22 protein-coding genes are annotated in these 22,732 nt (G+C 64.2%); 5 read left to right on the forward strand and 17 right to left on the reverse strand.

Features of this window, described 5'->3' with window-relative positions; genetic code table 11:
• Positions 1-28 precede the first annotated feature (28 nt).
• The 3 genes from P9273_RS04710 (at position 29) to P9273_RS04720 (ending at position 2,517) form a co-directional block, all read left to right on the forward strand.
• Positions 29-169 (forward strand): DUF1127 domain-containing protein, encoded by a 141-nt coding sequence (locus tag P9273_RS04710; RefSeq protein WP_071031998.1) that lies wholly within the window; start codon positions 29-31, stop codon positions 167-169.
• Positions 170-570: 401 nt separating this feature from the next.
• Positions 571-1,980 carry a methylenetetrahydrofolate--tRNA-(uracil(54)-C(5))-methyltransferase (FADH(2)-oxidizing) TrmFO gene (gene trmFO, locus P9273_RS04715; RefSeq protein WP_278047860.1) on the forward strand — a complete coding sequence of 470 codons (1,410 nt, stop codon included), beginning with the start codon at positions 571-573 and terminating at the stop codon, positions 1,978-1,980.
• A 3-nt stretch (positions 1,981-1,983) separates the two neighbouring features.
• On the forward strand, positions 1,984-2,517 hold the full coding sequence (locus P9273_RS04720) for a hypothetical protein (RefSeq protein WP_278047861.1): 534 nt from the start codon (positions 1,984-1,986) through the stop codon (positions 2,515-2,517).
• A 108-nt stretch (positions 2,518-2,625) separates the two neighbouring features.
• On the opposite strand, the gene P9273_RS04725 is transcribed toward P9273_RS04720, so the two are convergent.
• The 4 genes from P9273_RS04725 to P9273_RS04740 all read right to left on the reverse strand — a co-directional run bounded on the left by P9273_RS04725 (position 2,626) and on the right by P9273_RS04740 (position 5,336).
• Positions 2,626-3,576, reverse strand: a complete 951-nt coding sequence (locus P9273_RS04725) for a sterol desaturase family protein (RefSeq protein ID WP_278047862.1) — start codon at positions 3,574-3,576, stop codon at positions 2,626-2,628.
• Complete coding sequence (locus tag P9273_RS04730) at positions 3,576-4,001, reverse strand: hypothetical protein (RefSeq protein WP_278047863.1); 426 nt, start codon at positions 3,999-4,001, stop codon at positions 3,576-3,578. The genes P9273_RS04725 and P9273_RS04730 overlap by 1 nt, the downstream gene beginning before the upstream one ends.
• Before the next feature lie 81 nt (positions 4,002-4,082).
• On the reverse strand, positions 4,083-4,946 hold the full coding sequence (locus P9273_RS04735) for a phytoene/squalene synthase family protein (RefSeq protein ID WP_278047864.1): 864 nt from the start codon (positions 4,944-4,946) through the stop codon (positions 4,083-4,085).
• Entirely contained in the window at positions 4,947-5,336 is a 390-nt protein-coding gene (locus tag P9273_RS04740; protein ID WP_278047865.1) for an Mth938-like domain-containing protein, read from the reverse strand. It abuts the gene before it with no gap.
• 10 nt (positions 5,337-5,346) lie between these two features.
• Here P9273_RS04740 and P9273_RS04745 point away from each other — a divergent pair, with 10 nt between their 5' ends.
• Positions 5,347-5,499: a hypothetical protein gene (locus P9273_RS04745; protein WP_278047866.1), complete on the forward strand. Its 153-nt coding sequence runs from the start codon at positions 5,347-5,349 to the stop codon at positions 5,497-5,499.
• A 61-nt stretch (positions 5,500-5,560) separates the two neighbouring features.
• Here the strand turns inward: P9273_RS04745 and secDF are convergent, their stop codons facing one another.
• Positions 5,561-8,110: a protein translocase subunit SecDF gene (gene secDF, locus P9273_RS04750; protein ID WP_278047867.1), complete on the reverse strand. Its 2,550-nt coding sequence runs from the start codon at positions 8,108-8,110 to the stop codon at positions 5,561-5,563.
• Positions 8,111-8,162: 52 nt separating this feature from the next.
• Positions 8,163-8,501, reverse strand: coding sequence for a preprotein translocase subunit YajC (gene yajC / locus P9273_RS04755; RefSeq protein ID WP_041004168.1), 339 nt, complete (start codon positions 8,499-8,501; stop codon positions 8,163-8,165).
• A gap of 267 nt (positions 8,502-8,768) precedes the next feature.
• On the opposite strand from yajC, the gene P9273_RS04760 reads away from it, so the two are divergent.
• Positions 8,769-9,641, forward strand: a complete 873-nt coding sequence (locus P9273_RS04760) for an ATP-binding protein (RefSeq protein ID WP_041004166.1) — start codon at positions 8,769-8,771, stop codon at positions 9,639-9,641.
• Between the two features lie 145 nt (positions 9,642-9,786).
• On the opposite strand, the gene P9273_RS04765 is transcribed toward P9273_RS04760, so the two are convergent.
• From P9273_RS04765 to P9273_RS04815, 11 genes are all read right to left on the reverse strand, one after another.
• A complete protein-coding gene (locus P9273_RS04765) occupies positions 9,787-11,310 on the reverse strand; it encodes a LysM peptidoglycan-binding domain-containing M23 family metallopeptidase (RefSeq protein WP_278047868.1) in 1,524 nt (507 codons plus the stop codon).
• A 138-nt stretch (positions 11,311-11,448) separates the two neighbouring features.
• A complete protein-coding gene (locus tag P9273_RS04770) occupies positions 11,449-12,102 on the reverse strand; it encodes a protein-L-isoaspartate(D-aspartate) O-methyltransferase (protein ID WP_278047869.1) in 654 nt (217 codons plus the stop codon).
• 13 nt (positions 12,103-12,115) lie between these two features.
• Entirely contained in the window at positions 12,116-12,874 is a 759-nt protein-coding gene (gene surE / locus P9273_RS04775; protein WP_041004373.1) for a 5'/3'-nucleotidase SurE, read from the reverse strand.
• Positions 12,875-12,878: 4 nt separating this feature from the next.
• Positions 12,879-14,183, reverse strand: coding sequence for a serine--tRNA ligase (gene serS, locus P9273_RS04780; RefSeq protein ID WP_278047870.1), 1,305 nt, complete (start codon positions 14,181-14,183; stop codon positions 12,879-12,881).
• 207 nt (positions 14,184-14,390) lie between these two features.
• A complete protein-coding gene (gene tatC / locus P9273_RS04785) occupies positions 14,391-15,254 on the reverse strand; it encodes a twin-arginine translocase subunit TatC (protein ID WP_278047871.1) in 864 nt (287 codons plus the stop codon).
• The gene (tatB, locus tag P9273_RS04790; protein ID WP_278047872.1) at positions 15,251-15,964 is read right to left on the reverse strand and encodes a Sec-independent protein translocase protein TatB; all 714 of its coding nucleotides are present in this window, start codon (positions 15,962-15,964) and stop codon (positions 15,251-15,253) included. The genes tatC and tatB overlap by 4 nt, the downstream gene beginning before the upstream one ends.
• 84 nt (positions 15,965-16,048) lie before the next feature.
• Positions 16,049-16,267 (reverse strand): twin-arginine translocase TatA/TatE family subunit, encoded by a 219-nt coding sequence (locus P9273_RS04795; protein WP_041004153.1) that lies wholly within the window; start codon positions 16,265-16,267, stop codon positions 16,049-16,051.
• A gap of 180 nt (positions 16,268-16,447) precedes the next feature.
• Positions 16,448-17,203 carry an SMC-Scp complex subunit ScpB gene (gene scpB / locus P9273_RS04800; RefSeq protein WP_278047873.1) on the reverse strand — a complete coding sequence of 252 codons (756 nt, stop codon included), beginning with the start codon at positions 17,201-17,203 and terminating at the stop codon, positions 16,448-16,450.
• Positions 17,200-18,000, reverse strand: coding sequence for a segregation and condensation protein A (locus P9273_RS04805; protein WP_052459006.1), 801 nt, complete (start codon positions 17,998-18,000; stop codon positions 17,200-17,202). Before P9273_RS04805 ends, scpB begins: the two co-directional genes overlap by 4 nt.
• 62 nt (positions 18,001-18,062) lie before the next feature.
• On the reverse strand, positions 18,063-19,082 hold the full coding sequence (nagZ, locus tag P9273_RS04810) for a beta-N-acetylhexosaminidase (protein ID WP_278047874.1): 1,020 nt from the start codon (positions 19,080-19,082) through the stop codon (positions 18,063-18,065).
• Positions 19,083-19,214: 132 nt separating this feature from the next.
• Positions 19,215-22,661: an SPOR domain-containing protein gene (locus P9273_RS04815; protein WP_278047875.1), complete on the reverse strand. Its 3,447-nt coding sequence runs from the start codon at positions 22,659-22,661 to the stop codon at positions 19,215-19,217.
• Positions 22,662-22,732: the final 71 nt, after the last annotated feature.

A 22,732-nucleotide genomic window follows, 5' to 3' on the forward strand; every position in this document is an offset into this window, starting at 1 on the left:
CCGAACCAGTTTTGAAGAGAGCAAGACAATGAACCTGATCCGCAGCTATCGCAACTGGCGCGTCTACCGCGACACCGTTGCTGAGCTGGGTCGGCTTTCGAACCGCCAGCTCCATGACCTCGGTATCGTTCGCGACGAGATCAAGATGGTCGCCCGCAAGGCGATCTAAGTAACGAATTTCGCCAGGGTCGACCTCCTCCCCGACCCTGACGGATACGGCCAACCCTTACCTCCTCCCAAGGGTTGACCACCGAAACGGCGCCCGCCGGACCTCCTCCCCCGGCGGGCGTTGTTCAGAAGCGAACGAAGTTCGTCTTCCAAGCGAACGTAGTTCGTCTTCGAAGGTTTCGCCCTTCTAAAAAAGGCGAAAGAGATTTCGTCAAAGCCGACCTCCTCCCCGGCGATGGCGAATATGGTCGATCTTCTCCTCCTCCCGAGGGTCGACCCCCAAAACGACACCCGCCGGACCTCCTCCCCCGGCGGGTGTTGTTGTTTTTGGCGCAGGCACCGGCCTGGCGCGTTTTCCGCCGGCAATTGCAATCGCGTCCTCAAGCGATTATTTCGGCGCTCATGAGCAAAAATCCCGTACACGTCATCGGCGGCGGCCTCGCCGGCTCCGAGGCCGCATGGCAGATCGCGCAAGCCGGCGTTCCGGTCGTGCTGCATGAAATGCGCCCGGTGCGCGGCACCGACGCGCATAAGACCGACGGCCTGGCCGAGCTCGTCTGCTCGAACTCGTTCCGCTCCGACGACGCCGAAAACAATGCCGTCGGCCTGCTCCATGCCGAGATGCGGCTCGCCGGCTCCTTGATCATGAGCGCCGGCGATGCCAACCAGGTGCCGGCCGGCGGCGCGCTAGCGGTCGACCGCGACGGCTTTTCCGACGCGGTCACAGCGAAGATCGAAGCGCATCCGCTGATCACCATCCAGCGCGAGGAAGTGCCGGGACTGCCGCCCAAGGATTGGGATCAGTCGATCATCGCCACCGGCCCGCTGACGGCGCCTTCGCTGGCGCAGTCGATCGCGGAGGCCACCGGCGCCGATGCGCTGGCCTTCTTCGACGCAATCGCGCCGATCGTGCATTTCGACACGATCGACATGAATACGGCCTGGTTCCAGTCGCGCTACGACAAGGTCGGGCCCGGCGGCACCGGCAAGGACTATATCAACTGCCCAATGGACAAGGACCAGTATCTCGCCTTCGTGGCGGCGCTGCTGGAAGGGCAAAAAACCGAGTTCAAGGAGTGGGAAGGCACGCCCTATTTCGACGGCTGCCTGCCGATCGAAGTGATGGCCGAGCGCGGCGTCGAGACGCTGCGCTACGGGCCAATGAAGCCGATGGGGCTGACCAACGTCCATAATCCATCGGTCAAGGCCTATGCGGTGGTGCAGCTTCGCCAGGACAATGCGCTGGGCACGCTCTACAACATGGTCGGCTTCCAGACCAAGCTGAAGCATGCCGAGCAGGTGCGCATCTTCCGCACCATTCCGGGGCTGGAAAACGCCGACTTTGCACGGCTCGGCGGCCTGCACCGCAACACCTACATCAACTCGCCGACGCTGCTCGATCCTTCGCTGCAGCTCAAATCGCGCCCCGGCCTGCGCTTCGCCGGCCAGATCACCGGCTGCGAAGGCTATGTCGAAAGCGCGGCAATAGGCCTGCTTGCTGGCCGCTTCGCCGCCGCAGAACGGCTCGGCCAGGCGCCGTCACTGCCGCCCGCGACCACCGCCTTCGGCGCGCTGCTCAACCACATCACCGGCGGCCACATCGTTTCGGACGACGAGCCCGGCAAACGCTCCTTCCAGCCGATGAACGTCAATTTCGGCCTGTTCCCGCCCGTCGAGCCGCCGAAGGCCGAAGGCAAGCGCCTGCGCGGCAAGGACAAGACCGTCGCGAAAAGGCACGCGATCACCTCGCGCGCGCTGGCCGATTGCAGGCAATGGCTGGGGTTGCCGGCGCGGGCCGAGGCGGCGGAGTAATTCGTGGCCAAGCGTTCCGGGATGCCGCAGCTTCTGCCGCCGGATTTGCCGAACCGTGACCAGCCTTTCGCAGGTGACTATGAGATTGTCTGGAGCATCTACATCAGATGCGGCAACCTGCAAAAGCTGCGTGCTGTTCACATACCGGCGCTTGAGGCGTTAATCGGCCAGCTCCATGGCGGCAAAGGTTGGCTGTACGAAAATGAAAACTACAACGAGAACCGCGACCGAAGCCTGAAGAGGATAATAGCTGTGCAGGGCCTTAAAGGCCCCTATACCGACCAGGTATTCCTCAGCTTCATTAAGACGCTCTACTCGCTGTCATCGTTTTGGGCCATCCAGGCCCGTCTCAATCCGTCACATCCTCAGGGCGTATACGCCAGCGCACGCTTCCAGCGAGAGAACCCCGGCTCGGAAGCGCCCGCCGTCGTGGACGCGCTGGTCGAACTGCAAGCCAATTTCACGGATGCACAGGGCGGCACCTTCAGCCGGATTTTCGGTACAACACGGCGCATCAGCGCTGCCGTGCCCGGGTGACAGCCCAGCCACAGGGTAGATTCGAATCCGGGCACCTTTGGCTGGCCTCGAGAGGGGGATGGATTTCGGAGCTGGCGCGAGACAGCGACTGACCACCCGAGACAATCCTCACTCCGCCGGCTCGGCACCCGCTGCCGGCAACCCCGGCTTCCCCGCCTCTCCCGGATTCCTCCGCACATAGGCCGCTTTCAGCGTCTCCGACGTATCTCCTGAGCCGTCATGGCTCCAGCCCGGCGGCTGAATCAGATAGTTCAGCCGCTGACGGAACGTCAGCTCGGGCGCCAGCGCATCCTTGAACATGCCGATCCATTCGTGGAACGCCACCTTTAGCGGGTTGAAGGTGCCGATATTCTTGACGATGCCGTAGCGCGGCCGGTCTTTCTCCAACTCCTCGACGAAAGTGCCGAACATGCGGTCCCAGATGATCAGCGTGCCGGCGTAATTGGCGTCGAGATAGCGCGGGTTGGTGGCGTGGTGGACGCGGTGGTGCGAGGGCGTGTTGAAGATGAACTCGAACCAGCTCCACATCTTGCCGATCGTCTCGGTGTGGATCCAGAACTGCCAGACGAGATTGAAGCCGAAAACGAAGGCGATCACCGCCGGATGAAAGCCGAGCAGCACCAGCGGCGCCTGCAGGATGAAGGTGAAGGTGAACAGGCCGGTCCAGCTCTGCCTCAATGCCGTCGAGAGATTGTAATGCTGGCTGGAGTGATGGTTGACATGCTCGGCCCACACCCAGCGCACCCGGTGCGCGATGCGGTGATAGACGTAGTAGCGCAAGTCATCGAGCAGAAAAGCGGCGACGAACACCCAGATCGACAGGCCGAGATTGAAGAAGCGGAACTGCCAGAGCCACAGCAGCGCCCAGTAGGACACCACGCCGAGCAGCAGGCCGGCGACGACATTGCCCGTTCCCATCATCAGGCTGGTCAGCGTATCGCGCGTCTCGAACGATCCCTTGGCGCGGCCGGTGCGCACCAGCCACAGCTCGATCAGAATCGCCGCGACGAAGAAGGGGATCGCAAGCTGGGTGACCTGCGGGAAATCATACTGATCCATCACGCCGCCTCCCGGATCCGATCATCGTTCTGCAGCGCCGCCGCTACGGCTCGCGCATCGGCTTCGTTGGCAAAAGCAAACCGCCCACCTTTCCAGGTGAAGTCCTTCAGCCGCAGCGACACCGCATCCCCTTCCCTGGCCAGCGCTAGAAGGTCTTGCGGCGTGACGATACGCGTCAGAAAACAATCGCCTATGCTCTGGACGATGCCGCAACGCTGCGCGCCGAGATCGAGAAAAGCGGTATGGTTGTCGGCTGTCAGCCGCACGGCTCCCGGCCTTTCGTCGGGAAAGTCCTCGGCAAAGCGTGCGAGCGCCTGATCCGCGCCGGCAAGCGTCGCGGTTGTCGTGCCGCCGGTGAAATGCACGGCAGCGACCGACAACGCGATGCCGAACACGACAAGAACGACCAGGACTGGCAGGCCCATGGAAAGGCGGCTCCTCCGGCGGCCCGCATTTCTTTGACGCGAGTCCACTCAAGAGAACCCCTAGCACGATTGACGTTTACGTCAAAGAGGCGCCCAGCCCCGCATCGCGTGACGCAGGAGCAGCCAGTGCCGGCGCAGGGTGGAGAGCGCTACCGTCCTGCTGAGCACCGAACTGCCCGCCTTTTCCATCTTGTCGAGATGGGCGCGCGTCAGCGCCAGCGGCAGGAATGCAGGGCGCAGCGAAACCGGAAGCCCCGGCGCACCCTTCTCGAAGGCATTGAGATGCTCCCGCGCCAGCGCGACCATCGCCGCCACCGCGCGCTCCGCGCCAGCCCCGCCCTCTCCTTTGACGAACTCTTCCGGCGTCGTGCCGGCCGCCGCCAGTATGTCGGCGGGCACAAAGCACTGGCCGCGCCGACGATGCAGCGGCAACAGAAGCAGCAGGCCGGTAATGGCCTGCGCACAACCGGCTCGTCCCGCCAGTTCGGCGAAGCCTGGCGCCGTGACCGGATCGAGCACCATGGCCACAAGCTGGATCAGCGCCGCGGCCGTTTCGCCGCAATAGCCCTCAAGGTCGGTCCGCGACGGCATCGGATCGTCATAGAGATCGAAGATCCGCGCCTCGAGCATGTTCTCGAAGGCAGCCTTCGGCAGATAATTGGCGGCGATCGTCGCGCGTAGGGCATCGGCAATCGGATGGCCCGTCTCGGCATCCCCTTCGGCCAAAATGACGTCGCGCCACCATTGCAGCCTGACCTCACCCGGCAGCGGCTCGTGGATGCGGTCGCGCACGCTCGCGACCTCGGCGTTGAAGGCGTAAAGCGCGAGCAGCGCGTTGCGCTTGTTGGCGGGCGCATAGAGCGCCGACAAGTAGCGGTCATGGTCGGCGGCGCGGACCGCATCCATGACGAAGTCGCCCGTCACGATGTTGGAAGCGCCGGCCATTCAGTCGACGGCGATCAGCGCCGCTGCCACGGCGCGGTCTTCGGCGAGCAGCACATTGTAGGTCCGCACCGCCGCTCCGGTCGACATCGGGTCGGCCGCGATGCCGACCTCCTTGAGTGCGGCGCGCAGCGCCGCCGGCAGCGGCCGCAAATCCTTGCCCATGCCGACCAGCAGGATCTCGACCTTGCCGGCCTCGGCGAACAGCTTGTCGAAATCGGCGGCCTTCAGCGCCAGCGGATCGGCGGGCTCCCACCCATGGATGCCCGACGGCAGGACGAGCAGCGATCCGCGATGCGACATGTCGGCAAAACGGAAGCCGCCATTGCCATAGGCTTCGATCGGCGCCTTGCCGGGGAAATGCGCCTCGCGGATGATAATGCCTTTGGCCATGGTCTAGAGCATGATGCCGAAAAATGTGGAGCGGTTTCCGGACGACATCATGCTCTATCTCTTTGATTGGGCGCAATTCCCGGAAAAGTACATAGCGGTTTTCCGCCCGGAATTGCGCGCGAACAAATACTTAGAGCGGTTCGGCGATTCCGTGAAACGCTGAACCGCCCTAGAGCCGGATGATTTCAGGTCGATTCGAACTGAATCATCCGGCGTTGACCGCGTCAGGTCGCCACGGGCTTGCCGTTCACCGGCTTCTTTTCCTCTTCGGTGGCGGCCTGCGGCCGCAACCGGAACAGGATCAGCAGCGGCGCCGCGATGAAGATCGATGAATAGGTACCGAACACCACGCCGAACAGCATCGCCAGCGTGAAGGAGCGGATCACCTCGCCGCCGAACAGCACCAGCGCCAACAGCGCCAGGATGGTGGTGACCGACGTCAGCGTGGTTCGAGACAGCGTCTCGTTGATGGCGTTGTTCAAGAGCTGCGGCAACGGCATCTTCTTGTATTTTCGCAGATCCTCGCGGACGCGGTCATAGACCACGATCGTGTCATTCAGCGAATAGCCGATGATGGTCAGGATCGCCGCCAGCGACGACTGGTTGAACTCCAGCCCGGTCAGGACGAAGAAGCCGATCGTCATCACCACATCGTGCACCGTGGCAATGATGGCGCCGACCGCGAACTGCCATTCGAAGCGGAACCAGACATAGAGCAGGATGCCGACCAGCGCGATCAGCATGGCGATCGTGCCCTGCTTGGCAAGCTCGCCGGACACTGTCGGTCCGACCACTTCGACGCGGCGGAAATCATATTGATCCTGCAGCTCGCCCCGCACCTTGTCGATGACGGTCTGCTCGGCATTCTCGCCGGCGTCCTGCGTGCCGACACGGATCAAGACGTCGTTCGGCGCGCCGAACTGCTGCACCTGGATCTCGCCGATGTTGAGCTCGGACAGCCTGTTGCGGATGTCGCCGAGATCGGCGTTGCCCTGCTTCGCTTGCACCTCGATCATCGAGCCGCCCTTGAAGTCGATGCCGTAATTGATGTCGATGGTCAGGAATCCGATCACCGACAGGACCGACAACAGGCTGGACAAAGCGAAGGTCCAGCGGCGGATGCCCATGAACGGGATCTTCGTGCCCGGCGGAATAAAGGTGACCGGGGCGCGCGGCAGTTCCTTCGGCCGGGCGCGGCGCAGCCAGATCGATACCAGCATGCGGGTGAAGGTGAAGGCGGTGAAGACCGTGGTCAGAATGCCGATCGCATAGGTGATGGCGAAGCCCTTGACCGGGCCGGTGCCCAGCCAGAACAGCACCACCGTGGCGATCAGCGAGGTGACGTTGGAATCGACGATCGTCGCCAGCGCCTTGGAGAAGCCGGTATCGATCGACTGGATCACCGAGCGGCCAAGTCGTCGCTCCTCGCGGATGCGCTCATAGATCAGAACGTTGGAGTCCACCGCCATGCCGATGGTGAGCACGATACCCGCGATGCCAGGCAAGGTCAGCGTCGCGCCGAGCAGCGACAGCACGGCCACGATCATCGCCACGTGGACGGCCAAAGCGACGTTGGCCAGGAAGCCGAGGAAGCCGTAGGCGACGAACATGAAGGCGACGACGAGGATCGAGCCGATCACGCCGGCGATTTTACCTGCATGGATCGAGTCCTGGCCAAGGCCCGGCCCGACCGTGCGCTCCTCTATGATGGTCAGCTTTGCCGGCAGTGCGCCCGCACGCAACAGCACGGCAAGGTCGTTGGCGCTTTCGGCCGTGAAATTGCCGGAGATCTGACCGCTGCCGCCAAGGATAGGTTCGCGGATAACCGGCGCCGAGATCACCTGGTTGTCGAGCACGATGGCAAATGGCTTGCCGACATTCTGCTGGGTCGCCTGGCCGAACCGCGTCGCGCCGCGGGAATTGAAGGTGAACGAAACGACCGGCTCGTTTGTCTGCGAATTATAGGTCGGCGTCGCCTGCGACAGGTCTTCGCCCGACACGATGACGCGGTTTTCGACGAGATAAGGAACGGGAGGATCGTCCTGCGAATAGAGGACGGAATCACCCGGCGGCGGACGGTTCTTGATCGCGTCCTGGACCGGCACCGACGTATCGACCATCTGGAACGTCAGCTTGGCGGTCTGGCCGATGATGTCCTTGAGCCTTTGCGGATTCTGCAGTCCGGGCACCTGAACTAGAATGCGATCGTCACCCTGCCGCTGCACGATCGGTTCCGTCGTGCCGAGCGCGTTGACGCGCCGCTCCACCACCTCGATCGCCTGCGACAACGCCGTCGACGTGCGGTATTTGATGCCGGCATCCGTGACGGTGAACTTCAGCAATCCGGGTTCGGAATCGTCGAGGGTCATCGACTGGACGGAGCCGCCGGTAAAGAGGCCAGCCGTGACCGGATTGGTTATCGGCTTCAACGCCGTTTTTGCGGCTTCCACCTGGCTCGGATCGTTGATGCGCACCTGCACGGTGCGGCCCGTGCCACCAAGTCCGGTATATTGGATCTTGGCGTCGCGCAGCAGCGTCCTGATCTCGTCGCGTGTCGTCTCCAGTTGATCCTTGATCAGATCGTTCTGGTCCATCTGGAGCAGGATGTGGGACCCGCCCTGAAGATCGAGGCCGAGCGTCATCTGCCGCTTCGGCACCCAGCTTGGCAATTGCGCCAGCATGCTTGCCGGGAAAAGGTTGGGCGCGGCAAGGATCACTGTGATGGCCACGGCGAGCCAGATCAGGATCATCTTCAGGCGCGAAAAATAAAGCATTCGTTCTTATCCGTTCAGGCGTACAAGCGGCAGCGTTCCGCCATCGAGAGGATTACTTCTTGGCGTTCTGGTTCGCCACGGGCTCGCCCTTGACGCGCACATCCGAGATCGTCGAGCGCAGCGCCGTCACCTTGGTTCCCCCGCCAAGGTCGATCTCCAGCTCATTGTCGTCGATCACCTTGGTCACCTTGCCGACGAAACCGCCGCCGGTCACCACCGTATCGCCGCGGCGCACCGCCGAGAGCATCTCCTGGCGCTTCTTCAGTTGCGCGCGCTGCGGCCGGATAATCAGAAAATACATGATCACGAAAATCAGGACAAACGGCAAAATCGAGATGAACATGTCTGGCGAAGCGCCGACGCCCTGGGCGTATGCCGGTGTAACGAACATCAAGAAACTCCTGGATGGTGAAATTCCGCCGCGGCCGCCCCGCGAAAATTTGGCCGGAATATAGTCGGTAAACTTGCCAATGCAACTGCGCTGCGAGCCCAATCCGTTGCTTTTCCAGCCGTTTGCGGCGTGCTAGAGCGTCGCAGCGGAAGCCGCTTCAAGGCCACCGAAAAGATCATGCTCCAACAAAAGCTTGGAGCTGGTTCTTGCAGCAATGTCATGGAAGCTGCTCCCGCACGCTGAAAGACCCCGACAAAAAGACCCAAAATGACCGACAGCCTGGACGCCTTGAACAAGAAACTCGACCGCCTGATCGAGGCGGTTTCCCGCCTCGCCCCGCCGCCCGTGCCGGAAACCGATCTCGGCGTGGCGGATTGCTTCGTCTGGCAGGCGGAGCCCGGCTATCTGGAACCGGTTCGCAAGGTCAACCGCGTCGACATCGGCCTGATCCGCGGCGTCGACCGCGTGCGCGACATCCTGCTCGACAACACCGAACGCTTCGCGTCCGGCTATGCGGCCAACAACGTGCTGTTGTGGGGCGCGCGCGGGATGGGCAAATCCTCGCTGGTCAAGGCCGTGCATGCCACCGTCAACGCCTCCGACAAGCTCGACCGGCCGCTGAAGCTGATCGAGATCCATCGTGAGGATATCGACACGCTGCCCAAGCTGATGGGTCTCCTGAAGGCGGCTCCATACCGCTTCATCCTGTTTTGCGACGACCTCTCCTTCGACCATGACGACACCTCCTACAAGTCGCTCAAGGCGGCGCTCGAAGGCGGCGTCGAGGGCCGGCCCGCCAACGTCATCTTCTACGCCACATCCAACCGGCGCCATCTGTTGCCGCGCGACATGATCGACAATGAGCGCTCGACCGCGATCAACCCGTCGGAGGCGGTGGAGGAAAAAGTCTCGCTATCCGATCGTTTCGGTCTCTGGCTCGGCTTCCACAAATGCTCGCAGGACGAGTATCTCGACATGATCGACGGCTATGTCCGCTATCACGGCCTGACGATCGATCCCGAGCAATTGCGCGCCGAGGCGCTTGAATGGGCCACTACGCGCGGCAGCCGTTCCGGCCGCGTCGCCTGGCAATTCACGCAGGATCTCGCCGGCCGGCTCGGCAAGCCGCTGAAGGATTAGCCTGACCATGATCCCGAAAAGTGGAGGCCGGTTTTCGGACAAGATCATGGTCAAGAACAAAAACTGAAAAAGCCCGCCCCTTGGCAGGGCGGGCTGAAGACGGCGGGCCGGACTGGAGGTCAGGCGGCCCGCAATTGTTCTTGTTCTATTCGACATAGCCCGACGGATCGACCGGGGCCGAGTTCTTTCGCACTTCGAAGTGCAGCTTGGGCGAGTCGGTGGTGCCGCTCATGCCGGACAGCGCGATCTCCTGGCCGCGCTTGACCTTCTGGCCGCGCTGCACCTCGATCGAGCTTGCGTGGCCATAGACGGTGACAAGGCCGTTCTCGTGCCGCACCAGCACGGTGTTGCCGAATTCCTTGAGGCCGTCGCCGGCATAGATGACCACACCGTTCTCGGCCGCCTTGATCGGCGTTCCTTCGGGCACCGCGATGTCGACGCCGTCCTTGCCGGAGCCGAAGCTGGAGATCACGCGGCCGCGCACCGGCCAGCGCATCTTGCCGATGCCGGTCGCGTCGGGCGCCACCGCGTCGTCGTCCTCGGCCTGCTGGATGACCTTGGCGTCCTTCTTCGGCGGCGTGTAGGAGGCAAGCGTCTGCGACGGCGTGGTCTTGGCCGGCGGCTGCGTCGTCGCCGTCGTCACAGGATCGACGGCGGGCTTGGCTGCTGCAGGCTTGGCGGCCGCCACGACAGCGCCGCCGGCCGGGACCTTGAGCGTCTGGCCGATCTTGAGCAAGCCGTCCTGCATGCCGTTGGCCTGCTTCAGCGCCACGACGCTGACGCCGGTCTTCCTGGCGATCGAGGACAGCGAGTCGCCCTGCTGCACGGTGTAGGAGCCGCCGGCGCCGGCCGGCTTGGCCTCGGCCATCTGCGGCGCGGGCTTCGGGTTCTTGGAACCCGCGGCCGCGGCCGACGCATCGACCTGCGCGGCGGATTTGCCGTCCTTGACCTTGGGCTGCTGCGGCAGCACCGCGACCTTCTCCGGAGCGGGCTGCTTCGGCGCGTTCGTCGGCTTACCTTCCGCAACCTTCGGCTCCGCCTTGCTTGAATAGGCATAGGCGGGGATGACGATCTTCTGGCCGCTACGGAGGCCTTTCTTCGGATCTATCCCGTTGACCTTGGCGATGGCATCGGCCGGCACATGGTAGTGCGCCGCCAGGCCTGAAAGCGTCTCGCCATCACGCACCACGATCTCGGTCGCATGCGGCGCAGCGCTCGCATTGCGCACGGCATCGGGCTCGGCGGTCTTGAACGGCTTCGCCTGGGCAACCGTGCCGGTGGCCGTCCTGTCGAGATGCGGCGCGGGAGCAAGCGCCGGAGCGGGCGCAAGGGCGGGTGCCGAAGCGGTTCGCATCGGCTTTGCCGGAGCCGGCGCCGACGGAGGCGGCAACTGCTGCGCCGTGACCGGCTCGAGGCTGGAACGGCTTATGGACTGGGTGTGGGTGCCGTCGACCGGCGCAGGCGCGACCGTGTCGCCCGGATAGGGCTGGTCGACATTCTGCTTGTTGATGATGGCACGCTGATTGTTAGTGGAGGATGTGAAAACATCATCGACACCGTTGAAGCGCATTGACTGGGAACTGCACCCGGCCGCCGCGCCGGCAATCATCAGGACAGCGCAACCGCGCGCCAGATTGCGTCTGTTTGCCTTCAAGTGATTGAATTGCATCGCACTAACCCGCACAGACCCGGTACAAACTGGTCATGATTAAAGCGCGTTAATGTTACCGGCCGGTTAACCCATTAGAATCCGGCGAAAATTTTCTTAAAACATTGGCGGAAATTTTGGCGAAGCCCGCAAGGCCCGCTAGATCACCGCTGCGACGCTACGCAGGATCGGCTGCAGCCTGACCATGCCGATATCCTCGCGCTCGAAACGGCTGCCGACCTTGGTGAGCTTGGCCAGCACCTGCTCGCCCTCCTCCGGGCCGATCGGCGCGATGACGACGCCGCCGCTCGACAGCTGGTCGAGCAGGAAGCGCGGCAGGCTGTCGAAGGCCGCCCAGGCGACGATGCGGTCGAACGGCCCTTCATTGGGCAGGCCATTCGAGCCATCAGCCTGGCGGACGATGACGTTGCTGATGGCGAGCGCCTCGAAACGCTGTTTTGCCTGCTCGGTCAGCGTCTTATAGCGGTCGACGGTGATGACGCGCGCCGCGAGCCTCGACATGACGGCTGCCGTGTAGCCCGAGCCCGTGCCGATCTCGAGCACGCGGTTGCCCGGCTCGATGTGAAGTGCCGCGATCACCGCCGCCTGCAGATCGGCGCCCTCGATCGCCTCGCCGCATTCGATCGGCAGCATGCCGTCCGACCAGGCGAGCGCATGGAACTGAGCCGACAGAAAACCGCGCCGCGGTGTCGCCTCGAAGGCCGCGACCAGCGCCTTCGGCGCCGTGCCCCTGCCCCGCAGCCTGAGCAGGAAAGCGGCAAACCCTTCGCGGTCGTCGATGGCCATGCTCATGCCGACACCCTGTTCATGACAACGCCTTGGTCAGTTGGTCGCGGAGTTCATGGGCGGTGAGGTCGAGCTGCAGCGGCGTCACCGAGACCAACCGGTTGCGCAGCGCGTAAAGGTCCGTGCCCTTCTTGCCTTCGACGGGCTCGCGGCCGAAGCGCAGCCAGTAGTAAGGCAGGCCGCGCCCGTCGCGCCGCTCGTCGACCCACAGGCTGTGCACCAGCTTGCCTTGCGAGGTGACGACCGTGCCCTCCACCTCGTCGGGCGCGCAGTTCGGAAAATTGACGTTGAGCAGCACGCCTTCCGGCAGCGGCGTTTCCACCAGGCGCTTGAGCAGCGCCGGCGCCAGCGCCTCGGTCGTCTCATAAGGAACGACGCGGTCCTCGCCGACATAGGAATAGGCCTGGCTGACCGCGATCGAGCGCACGCCGAGCAGCGCGCCTTCCATGGCGCCCGCCACGGTGCCGGAATAGGTGACGTCGTCGGCGATGTTGGCGCCGGAATTGACGCCGGACAGGATCAGGTCCGGCGGTCCGGGCAGGATTTTCTTCGTGCCCATGATGACACAGTCGGTCGGCGTGCCGCGCACGGCATAATGCTTCTCGCCGATCTTGCGCAGCCTGAGCGGCTCCGAGATCGACAGCGAATGCGCATAGCCGGACTGATCCTGCTCGGGCGCCACCACCCAGACATCGTCCGACAGCGTGCGCGCGATGCGTTCGAGCGACGCCAGACCCTCGGCGTGGATGCCGTCGTCATTGGTCAGAAGAATGCGCATCAAGTCACTTCGCTTCGATCTTGGCGAGACCACCCATGTAAGGCCGCAGCACTTCAGGAATGGTTACGCTGCCATCCTCATTCTGGTAGTTTTCGATGACAGCTATGAGCGCGCGGCCGACCGCGGTGCCCGAGCCGTTCAGCGTGTGGACGAAGCGATTGCCCTTGCCGTCCTTGTCCTTGTAGCGGGCATCCATGCGCCTGGCCTGGAAATCGCCGCAGACCGAGCAGGACGAGATTTCGCGATAGGCGTTCTGCCCCGGCAGCCAGACCTCGATATCGTAGGTCTTGCGCGCGCCGAAACCCATGTCGCCGGTGCAGAGCGTCACCGTGCGGAACGGCAGGCCGAGCCGCTTCAGCACTTCCTCGGCGCATTGCGTCATGCGCTCGTGCTCGGCAATCGAGCTTTCCTGGTCGGTGATCGAGACCAGTTCGACCTTGTAGAACTGGTGCTGGCGCAGCATGCCGCGCGTGTCGCGGCCGGCCGAGCCCGCTTCCGAACGGAAGCACGGCGTCAGCGCCGTGTAGCGCAGCGGCAGCTTTTCATGCGCGGTGATTTCCTCGCGCACGAGGTTGGTCAGCGACACTTCGGCCGTCGGGATCAGGCCGAGGCGGCCATCGCCATGCGGCGTGAAGAAAAGGTCCTCCTCGAATTTCGGCAGCTGTCCGGTACCGAACAGCACCTCGTCGCGCACCATCAGCGGCGTCTGGATTTCCTCATAGCCGTGCTCGGTGGTGTGCAGGTCGAGCATGAACTGGCCAAGCGCCCGCTCCAGGCGCGCAAGCCGGCTCTTCAGCACGGTGAAGCGCGCGCCGGACAGTTTCGCGGCACGCTCGAAATCCATCATGCCGAGCGCTTCGCCGATCTCGAAATGCTCCTTTACCCAGTTCGGCCGCGTCGGCACCTCCCCGATGATGCGCTTGACGACGTTGTCGTGCTCGTCCTTGCCGACCGGCACGTCCTCCAGCGGCACGTTGGGCAGCACCGCGAGCGCGTCGTTCAGCGCCTTGTCGAGCTCGCGCTCGCGCGCCTCGCCGTTCTGGATGAACGCCTTGATCTCGCTGACTTCGCCCTTGAGCTTTTCGGCAAGGGCCGCATCGCCCGAGCGCATGGCGTTGCCGATCTCCTTCGAGGCGGCGTTGCGGCGCTCCTGCTTGACCTGCAATTCGCTGAGATGCGAGCGCCGCGCTTCGTCCTTCGTGACCAGATCGTCGACCGTGGACTGCGCCTCGCCCGCCGACCACGAGCGCTTCACCAGCGCCTCGACAAGGGCCTTCGGGTTGTCGCGAATCCATTTGATGTCCAGCATGGTCGATCCTCAAAGCAATGCATGTCGCCCAGAAGTGTGTCGCGGTTCTGGGACAACGACATGCATCAAACCAAGACCTTAAAGCGCGTCGCTTGAATCTGTTTCAGCGCGGCGCGCTTTAAGGATCGAGGGCGTAAACCGCATCCGCCATCGATGCAAGACGGCGGATAAGCGCGCCGCCGCGATTTCCCGACTGGGAAACCCCGTTTAGGTCGACGAGGCGTCCGGCGTGTTGCTGGCGACGGAGTTCCCCTCCTCCGCCTGCTCGCGCGCCAGGCGGTCGCGTGCCTGGCTGCGCTCGATCATGCGCGACGACCAGATGGCGACCTCGTAGAGGATGATGGTCGGGATGGCGAGGCCGCACTGGCTCATCGGATCGGGCGGCGTCAGCACCGCGGCGACCACAAAGGAAAGCACGATCGCCCATTTGCGCTTCTCGGCCAGCGCCTGCGACGACAGCAGCCCGACGCGCGTCAAAAGGCTGGTCACCACCGGCAGCTGGAATACCAGGCCGAAGGAGAAGATCAGCGTCATGATCAGGCTCAGATATTCCGAAACCTTCGGCAGCAGCGAAATCTGCACCTGGTCGTTGGTGCCGACCTGCTGCATGGCCAGGAAGAACCACATCACCATCGGCGTGAAGAAGAAATAGACCAGCGAAGCGCCCAACAGGAACAGGATGGGCGACGCGAACAGGAACGGCAGGAAGGCGCTGCGCTCGTTCTTGTAGAGGCCGGGCGCAATGAATTTGTAGATCTGCGTGGCGATCAGCGGGAAGGCGATCACCATGCCGCCGAACATGGCGAGCTTCACCTGGGTGAAGAAGAACTCCTGCGGCGCGGTATAGATCAGCTCGACCTTATGCGGATCGAGTCCCGCCCATTGCGTCGCCCATTTGAAGGGGATGACCAGCAGGTTGAACAGACGCTTGGCGAAGAAGAAGCAGACGAGAAAGGCGACGAAGAAGCCGCCCAGCGACCAGATCAGGCGGCGGCGCAGCTCGATGAGATGCTCGATCAGCGGCGCCGACGATTTCTCGATTTCTTCCCTCTCCTTGTCGGTTACGCTCACTTGGCGGCTCCCGCCGTCTTCTTGGGGTCGGTTGTCTTCTTGGCGGCCGGCTTCTTCGCCGCGGCAAGCTTTGCCTCCCCCTTGCCCGCGGCCTTCCGGGCAGGCGCGGCGGCTTTAACCGCAGCCGGCGCGGCTTTGGCCGGCGCCGTTGCAGCCGGTGCCTTCGCCGCGGTGCCGGCCGTCCTTCCCTTGGCGGCCGTCGCCTTTCTCGCCGGCTGGGCCGGAACTGCGGCGGTCTCCGAAGCTGGTGCGGTAACGGAAGTGTCGGTCATGACAGGAAGGGTCGGTGTGGCCGGAGCAGGCTCGGTTCCGGTGACGCCGGGCATGTCCGTCGCGCCGTTCTTGAGCGGCTCGGCGGCTTGCGGCGTTGCTGCTGCCGGCGCCGCCGGATCGGCGGCGGGCTTCGGCTTCATCATCGTATCGACGCCGGCCCGCACATCGGCTGCGGCCTGCTCGAACGGATTGAGCTGCTTGCGCACCTCATTCATCGGATTGAGGCCGCGAAGACTGTCGATCGAGCTCTTCACGTCGTCGAGCTCGGCTTCCTTCAGCGCTTCGTTGAACTGCTTCTGGAAGTCGCCGGCCATGGCGCGCAATTTCGCCGCGGTGCGGCCGAAAGTGCGAAGCATGTTGGGCAAATCCTTAGGCCCGACGACCACGATCATGACGACCGCGATCACCAGCAGTTCGCTCCAACCGACTTCGAACATGACGATCTATTCCGACGCGTGCATGCCGCCCGCACATGCGAAGCGGTTTTGGGACAACGGCATGCTCAAAGCAACAACCCGAGATCAGCCCTTGCTGACCTTTTCCTTGGCCGGCGAAACGGTCTCATCGGCGCGGTGCTCGACGGTGCGCTTGTCGTCGACGTCGTCGTCAGCCATGCCCTTCTTGAAGCTCTTGATGCCCTTGGCCATGTCGCCCATCAGCTCGGGGATCTTGCCGCGGCCGAACACCAGAAGCACGATGACCAGCACGATCATCCAGTGCCAAATCGAAAATGAACCCATTGCTACTCTCTCTCGAATGTTTTCCCTGGCGATGATCTATGCGTTTTCGCCCGGGGATTCAAACACAACCGCAATGAAGTTGATAAAATGGCTAGCGGATGTCACGCACTTTCAGCGTGAGCGCCTTGCTACGAATCCGCGCAGGCCTTGCTAATAGACCATTCGTACGGCTTTTCGCTCTCACTCTTCCGTGACGCGTGGCGTCAGCAGCCCAAGTTCCTCGAGGTCGATATCGGTCAGCGCGTCCTCGTCCTCGGCGAGCGCGTCCGGGTCGGCAGGCGGCACCGGCATCGAGAAATTGGCCGGCATGCGCGTCGAAAGCAGGCCGGCGCCCTTCAACTCTTCCATGCCGGGCAGATCGCGGATTTCCTCCAGCGCGAAATGGTCCAGGAAAGCGTCGGTCGTCCCGTAGGTCACCGGCCGTCCGGGCGTGCGGCGGCGGCCGCGCATCCTGACCCATTCCGTTTCGAGCAGCGTGTCGAGCGTGCCCTTGGAGGTCTCCACGCCTCTGATGTCTTCGATTTCGGCGCGCGTGACCGGCTGGTGGTAGGCGATGATCGCCAGCACTTCGAGCGCCGCGCGCGACAGCTTCCTCTGCTGGACGGAGTCGCGGCTCATCAGGAAAGCCAGGTCGCCCGCCGTGCGGAAGGCCCAGGCGTCGCCGACCCGCACGAGGTTGACGCCGCGCTTGGCATAGATTTCCTGCAAATCCGCCATCGCGGCGGCGATGTTGACGCCTTCCGGCAGGCGCGCGGCAAGCTGCTTTTCGCTGACCGGCTCGGCGCTGGCGAAAACGATCGCCTCCGCCATGCGCACGGCTTCCGACAATTGCAGCCGCTCGGCGGGGTTTTCGAGGGAACCCTGTTCGGCCATCTCGTCTTCCGGCTCGTCCTCGACCTTGAACGGGATGACCGAGGCGTTGGCGCGTTCGCTCATGATACCACCTCGACTGCCCTGACCCCTTGCGCGCGGCCGCGCAGATAGATCGGCGCGAACACCTGTTCCTGCCGCACTTCCAATTTGCCCTCGCGCACCATTTCGAGCGTCGCCGCGAAGGAGCTGGCGATTGCCGTGCGTTTTTCTTCCGGCGCGGCAAGATATTCGATCAGGAAGCTGTCGAGCGCAGTCCAGTCGCCGACCGAGCCGACCAGCCTTGCCAGCACCTCGCGTGCATCCTTCAGCGACCACACGGCGCGCCGGGCGATCGTCACATTGTTGATCGCCTGCCGCTGGCGCTGCTGCGCGTAGGCGGTGAGCAGATCGTAGAGCGAAGCCGAAAAGCTGTTGCGCTTCTCGACGATGACCATTTCCGGCATGCCGCGCGCAAAGACGTCGCGGCCGAGCCGGTTGCGGTTGACCAGCCGCGCCGCGGCGTCGCGCATGGCTTCCAGCCGCTTCAGCCGGAATTGCAGCACCGCCGCCAGTTCCTCGCCGCTTTCGCCCTCCTCGCCCGGCTGTTTCGGGATCAAGAGCTTCGACTTCAGGAAGGCGAGCCAGGCCGCCATCACGAGATAGTCGGCGGCAAGCTCGAGCCTCAGTGCCCGCACCTTCTCGATGAAAGCCAGATACTGCTCGGCAAGCGCCAGGATCGAAATGCGCGCCAGATCGACCTTCTGGTTGCGGGCAAGATGCAGGAGAAGGTCGAGCGGGCCTTCGAAACCGGCCACATCGACCACCAGCGACGGGTCACCCGTCAGGCGTGAATCGTCGTTCTCGGCCCACAGACGGTCCATCGGTGCGGCCTTCGCGGCCTTGCCTTCCAATGTTTCCGCCACGTGCCTTTCGCCCCTTCGGTTCAGGCCACCGCTTCGAAATAGGTGGCAAATTCCGCGCGTATCGCCGTTTCGTCGGCGACGTCGCGATCCTTTATATAGGTCAACGCGCGCTCCGCGCGCTGCAAGGACTTGCCCGACAGCGCCGTCGTGCGCGACGCGATCCCGGACATTTCCTCGAAAACGCCGTTGCAGTGAAGGACGAGATCGCAGCCGGCCGCAAGGATCGAGGCCGCCTTTGTCGGGAAATCCCCAGAAAGTGCCTTCATCGAGGTGTCGTCGCTCATCAACAGCCCGTCGAAGCCGATCTCGCCGCGGATCACCTGACCGACGACCTTGGCGGACGTCGTCGCCGGGTTGTCGGGATCGACGGCGCTGTAGACGACATGCGCGGTCATCGCCATCGGCAGCTCGTTCAACGCCTTGAACGGGGCAAAATCATGCCGCCTGAGCTCCTCGAGCGGCGTATCGACGGTCGGCAGCGCGAAATGCGTGTCGGCAAAGGCGCGGCCATGGCCGGGAATATGCTTCATCACCGGCAGCACGCCGCCCGACATCAATCCCTCGGCCGAAGCGCGGCCGAGCTCGATCACGGCGTTGGGCTCCTTGCCATAGGCGCGCGCGCCGATGACGTCGCTGGCGCCTTCGACCGGAACGTCGAGCACCGGCAGGCAGTCGGCCGTTATACCCAGGCGGGAGAGATCGAAGGCATGCAGCCGCGCCAGCAGCCAGGCAGCGCGGCGGCCGGCCTCGCGATCGTCGCGCCACAGCGCACCAAGCGCCCCGCCCGCCGGATAATTCGGCGCCAGCGGCGGCCGCAGGCGCTGCACCCTGCCGCCTTCCTGGTCGATGAAGACCGGAGCGTCCGGGCGGCCGACGCAGTCGCGCATCGAGGCGACAAGGTCGCGGATCTGCGCGGCTTCGCCGATATTGCGTGCAAACAGGATGAAGCCCCAGGGACGTTCGTCCCGATAGAAGCGGACTTCGTCTTCGGTGAGGGATTTCCCGGCGCAGCCGAGGATCATGGATTTTGATTCGCTCATGCACAGAAGCTTAAGGCTTTGAGCGGGCAAAGGGAATCACCCCTGCCCTCGGACCAGACAAAGCCGGCAGCCGTCCACAACGAAAAGCCGGCGCGGCCTTTCGGCGGCGCCGGCTTTGAGACCAATATCCCGTTAGCGCGATACGAAACAGTTGCCGCCGGCCGCCTTGTAGCTGGTGCAAAGGTTGATCGCATCGTTGCGCGACTGGGCCGGCACGCGAACGCGGTAGAAGGTGCCCTTGCCCGCGACCTCGGCCTTGACGATGTTGGCGGTGCGCCCGGAGAGCACGCTGCCATAGCGGCGCTGCAGATCCTGATAGGTCGACTGCGCGCTCTCGACCGTCGGCTGCGAAGCGATCTGCATCGACCACGAGCCGCCGCCGGCGGCTGCCGCCGGATCGATGGAGGCGACCTGGTCCGGCTTGACCTCGCCGACAATATCGACCGGCTGGTCGGACGGGCGGGCCGGCGCCACCGGCACCGTCGCCGGGGTGTTGGTCGACTGCGCCTTGGCTTCGGCCTTCTTCGCGGGCTTTGCCGGCTTGACGGCAGGCGCATCCGCCTGGTCCGCATCCGAAGCCACGGTTCCCGTCTGCTGGCCGTCGGAGGCCGGCGCGACATGCTGCGGCGCCGGATCGGTCGGCTCGGCCGCCGCGACCTTCGGCGCGGCCGGGGCTGGATCCTCGCGCGGCACCAGCGAGCCGTCGGGCTTGACCATCATGGTCTTCACCTTGCGCGGTGCGACGGCCACCACGTCGTTGTTGGCAGTGTTTTCGGCATCCTGCTGCAACACCTGGGCGATGCGGTCTTCCGACTTCGGCGCCGGCGCTGCCGGCTGCGCGCTTGCCGGTGCGGCAGGCTGCGCGCTTTCGGGCACAGCGGCTTGTGCGACGCCGGGCAACGCGGAGCCTGCATTGTCGGCGGCATCGGTGCCAGCCGCGGCGTCCTTGTCATTGGGCGAAAGATCGACCACGCGGCTCTGCGGCGGTTCTTTCGAGGCCAGGTCCACGGGTTGCTCGGTGGTGTTCACCAGCTTCTGCTGTACCGGCTCGGCGGGTTTGGTCGCGCCGGCGCCCTTGGTCACCGCGTCGTAAACCTTGTTGTCCTGGTTCGGCACCACCGTGCCGCCCGGATTTTCAGGCTTCACCTTGATCGGCGAATTGTCGGCCTTGACGATCACCGGAGCCTCGCTGCCGCCTTTGCCGCCGAAGGAGAAGGCCAGAGCGCCAAGGCTGCCGAGAACCACGACGGCACCGACGAGCGCCGCGACCATCATGCCGCGCCGGCGCGGCTGCGCCGCCTCGCGCTCGGCAAGCCCGGGAATCGCCATCGCTTCCTCGAGCTCGGGGTCGTAATCGAGCTCTTCGCTGGCGAAGTCGTCCTGCTGCGAAACCGGCCGGCTGCCGGGCAGGTCGTCGGCGCCGTAATCGTTGGCGACGGCGAACGAAGCCGGGGCAACCGGCGCCGCCGGTGTCTCGGCGCGCAGGTCGCGACGGTTGTAGCCGTTGAAACCGGCATTGTAGGATTCATCGTCATAGCCGCGGTTCTGCACGGGTGCCGATGCGATCTCCGTCGCGTTCATATCGGTGAGCAGGCTGGCGAATTCCGCGTCGAGATCGTCGTAAGCGGGGGCCGCAGGCTGGTCCTCTTCGAAGCTCAACTCCGGAATGTCGAGGTCGTCCGCAAGCGCGACCACGCGCTCTGGAACATCGACGGTCTCCACATCCGGCACGTCCTCATGCCGAGGAGCCTGCGACGATGGCGTGGGCTTGGCGTAGGCGGAATAATCCACCGCCGGTTCGTTGCGGTAGGCAGGCGCTGCCATCTGAACAGGCACCGAAGGCGCTGCCTGCACCGGCGCCGAGGGCGCCGGCTGCGCTGGCGCCGGCTGAGCGGCAAAGGAAACCTGCACCGGCGGAGCTGAGGTCGGGGTCGAACGGCTCCACGACCTGGTTGGTTCCGTGGGCGTCGAATGCACCCAATTGGAAGAATTTGCCGGAGACCTCGTCGTAGTGGCTGCCTCCTGCTCGGCCTCAATACTCCGGGCGAAGGCAGCGCCAAAATCGTCATCAAAATCGTCGGCCTCGGTCTTGGCCGGGGCCGCAAAATCCTGGCGATCGAGCTCGCTGGCGAGCAAGTCATCCAGGTCGCTTTCGACCGGCTGAGCGGCCTGCCCGTTCTGCGCCGGCTGATGCTCGTCGAGATCCCAGTCGAGATCGTCGGCTACCGCCTTCCCGCTCGCATGGCTCTCGGGTTCCGCAACCGGCCGTGGGGCGGGAGCAGGCTCCTTGATCGCCGGCATCGGCCGCGCGGTCATGGCGCCGAGCAGCGCATTGAGCTCGTCCTCCAGGCTACGCTCGCTGACGGCCGGCTTCACGGGCTCAACGGCGGCGACCGGCGCCACCGGAGCAGCGACGACGGGAGCCGGCTCAACCGCAGCCGGGTGCAGCGCGGCAGCTGGTTCGACGGCCGGAGCTTGCGGCTCCTCGTTCAGCGCATCGCGGAAGCTCACCTCGAAATCGTCCTCGAGGGTCAGCGCGGCGGAAGGTTCGGGCGCGACAGATTCGGGCTCAGCGACAAACTGGGCCGTCTCGACCGGCGCCTCGACCGTCGGCGCCGGCTCGTCGCCAAGCGATAGCTCCGGCTCCTGAATATCTTGAGCCTGGCCGAAATCCATATCGGCATCGGCCATCGCCTGCTCGAAATGACCGTCGAGATCATCCTCGGAAATCAACGGGGCGGCTGCATGAGCTTCGACCGGCTCAGCGGCCTGCGCGTGCTGCTCCGGCTCGTGGCTCCCAAACGACAGCTCGTCTTCGAGCGACATCTGGACCGCATTGTCGAAATCGGCGTCGAACGCCTCCTCGCTCGCGGCCTGCACGGCTTCGATGGCGTCCTGACGGGCGTCGGCCGCCCGGTGATAATCGAGGTTGGCCGGCTCGTGATGGTCGAACTGGAAATCCTGGTCCAGCGAAGCCGCCATTTCTTGATCGATCGGAAGCTCGTCTTCGAGCGGCGAGATATCCAGCGAACTGGCGACCGCCCTGTCGAAATCATCGTCGAAAGCCACTTCCGGCTCGGGAGCTGCCTGTGGCTCCGGCGCGAAATGCGGCTCAGACGCGAAATGCGCCTCTGGCGCGGCTTCCGCCTCCGGCGCGAGATGCGGCTCAGATGCGAAATCCGGCTCCGGCGCACGGGCCACGGCGAAGTCGGCGTGATCCGCTGCGTCGTCGAATACGAAATCCTGCTCGAAGGAAGCGGTAAGCTCGTCGTCATTCGCGGCAGCGCTGGCAGCCTCGAAGGCCGGCTCATGTCCGATCTGATGCGGTGCGGCCTGCTGGGTGGCCGGCGCGCTTGCCTCGACGGAATCGAACTCGCCCATCAACTCCTTCTCGAGGTCGATGTCGAAATCGTCAGCCTCCACAGCCTGACTGGCGGGCATGGCCTTCTCGACCGCGGGGGCCGGCTGCCTCACCGGCTGGCGCGGGTCGAAACCCATGATCCGGGTCAGTTCCGCGAACGGATCATCGTCGGCGATGTCGTTGTGGTCGGCTACTTTCAGCGGGGTTCTGTCTGCCATTATTGTTCCCGAACTCGCACACAGTCGGACGCCATGGACGTCGCGCAGGGTTGGCCCTTACCAGCGCAATG

The sequence above is a fragment of the Mesorhizobium sp. WSM4935 genome (assembly GCF_029625735.1).
Classification (GTDB): domain Bacteria; phylum Pseudomonadota; class Alphaproteobacteria; order Rhizobiales; family Rhizobiaceae; genus Mesorhizobium.

Excerpts from the sequence above, each read along its gene's own strand:
- P9273_RS04710 (WP_071031998.1), top strand. The coding sequence starts at position 29 with ATGAACCTGATCCGCAGCTATCGCAACTGGCGCGTCTACCGCGACACC.
- trmFO (WP_278047860.1), top strand. The coding sequence starts at position 571 with ATGAGCAAAAATCCCGTACACGTCATCGGCGGCGGCCTCGCCGGCTCC.
- P9273_RS04725 (WP_278047862.1), bottom strand. The coding sequence starts at position 3,576 with ATGGATCAGTATGATTTCCCGCAGGTCACCCAGCTTGCGATCCCCTTC.
- P9273_RS04730 (WP_278047863.1), bottom strand. The coding sequence starts at position 4,001 with ATGGGCCTGCCAGTCCTGGTCGTTCTTGTCGTGTTCGGCATCGCGTTG.
- P9273_RS04735 (WP_278047864.1), bottom strand. The coding sequence starts at position 4,946 with ATGGCCGGCGCTTCCAACATCGTGACGGGCGACTTCGTCATGGATGCG.
- P9273_RS04740 (WP_278047865.1), bottom strand. The coding sequence starts at position 5,336 with ATGGCCAAAGGCATTATCATCCGCGAGGCGCATTTCCCCGGCAAGGCG.
- P9273_RS04745 (WP_278047866.1), top strand. The coding sequence starts at position 5,347 with ATGATGCCGAAAAATGTGGAGCGGTTTCCGGACGACATCATGCTCTAT.
- secDF (WP_278047867.1), bottom strand. The coding sequence starts at position 8,110 with ATGCTTTATTTTTCGCGCCTGAAGATGATCCTGATCTGGCTCGCCGTG.
- yajC (WP_041004168.1), bottom strand. The coding sequence starts at position 8,501 with ATGTTCGTTACACCGGCATACGCCCAGGGCGTCGGCGCTTCGCCAGAC.
- P9273_RS04760 (WP_041004166.1), top strand. The coding sequence starts at position 8,769 with ATGACCGACAGCCTGGACGCCTTGAACAAGAAACTCGACCGCCTGATC.
- P9273_RS04765 (WP_278047868.1), bottom strand. The coding sequence starts at position 11,310 with ATGCAATTCAATCACTTGAAGGCAAACAGACGCAATCTGGCGCGCGGT.
- P9273_RS04770 (WP_278047869.1), bottom strand. The coding sequence starts at position 12,102 with ATGAGCATGGCCATCGACGACCGCGAAGGGTTTGCCGCTTTCCTGCTC.
- surE (WP_041004373.1), bottom strand. The coding sequence starts at position 12,874 with ATGCGCATTCTTCTGACCAATGACGACGGCATCCACGCCGAGGGTCTG.
- serS (WP_278047870.1), bottom strand. The coding sequence starts at position 14,183 with ATGCTGGACATCAAATGGATTCGCGACAACCCGAAGGCCCTTGTCGAG.
- tatB (WP_278047872.1), bottom strand. The coding sequence starts at position 15,964 with ATGTTCGAAGTCGGTTGGAGCGAACTGCTGGTGATCGCGGTCGTCATG.
- P9273_RS04795 (WP_041004153.1), bottom strand. The coding sequence starts at position 16,267 with ATGGGTTCATTTTCGATTTGGCACTGGATGATCGTGCTGGTCATCGTG.
- scpB (WP_278047873.1), bottom strand. The coding sequence starts at position 17,203 with ATGAGCGAACGCGCCAACGCCTCGGTCATCCCGTTCAAGGTCGAGGAC.
- P9273_RS04805 (WP_052459006.1), bottom strand. The coding sequence starts at position 18,000 with ATGGACCGTCTGTGGGCCGAGAACGACGATTCACGCCTGACGGGTGAC.
- nagZ (WP_278047874.1), bottom strand. The coding sequence starts at position 19,082 with ATGAGCGAATCAAAATCCATGATCCTCGGCTGCGCCGGGAAATCCCTC.
- P9273_RS04815 (WP_278047875.1), bottom strand. The coding sequence starts at position 22,661 with ATGGCAGACAGAACCCCGCTGAAAGTAGCCGACCACAACGACATCGCC.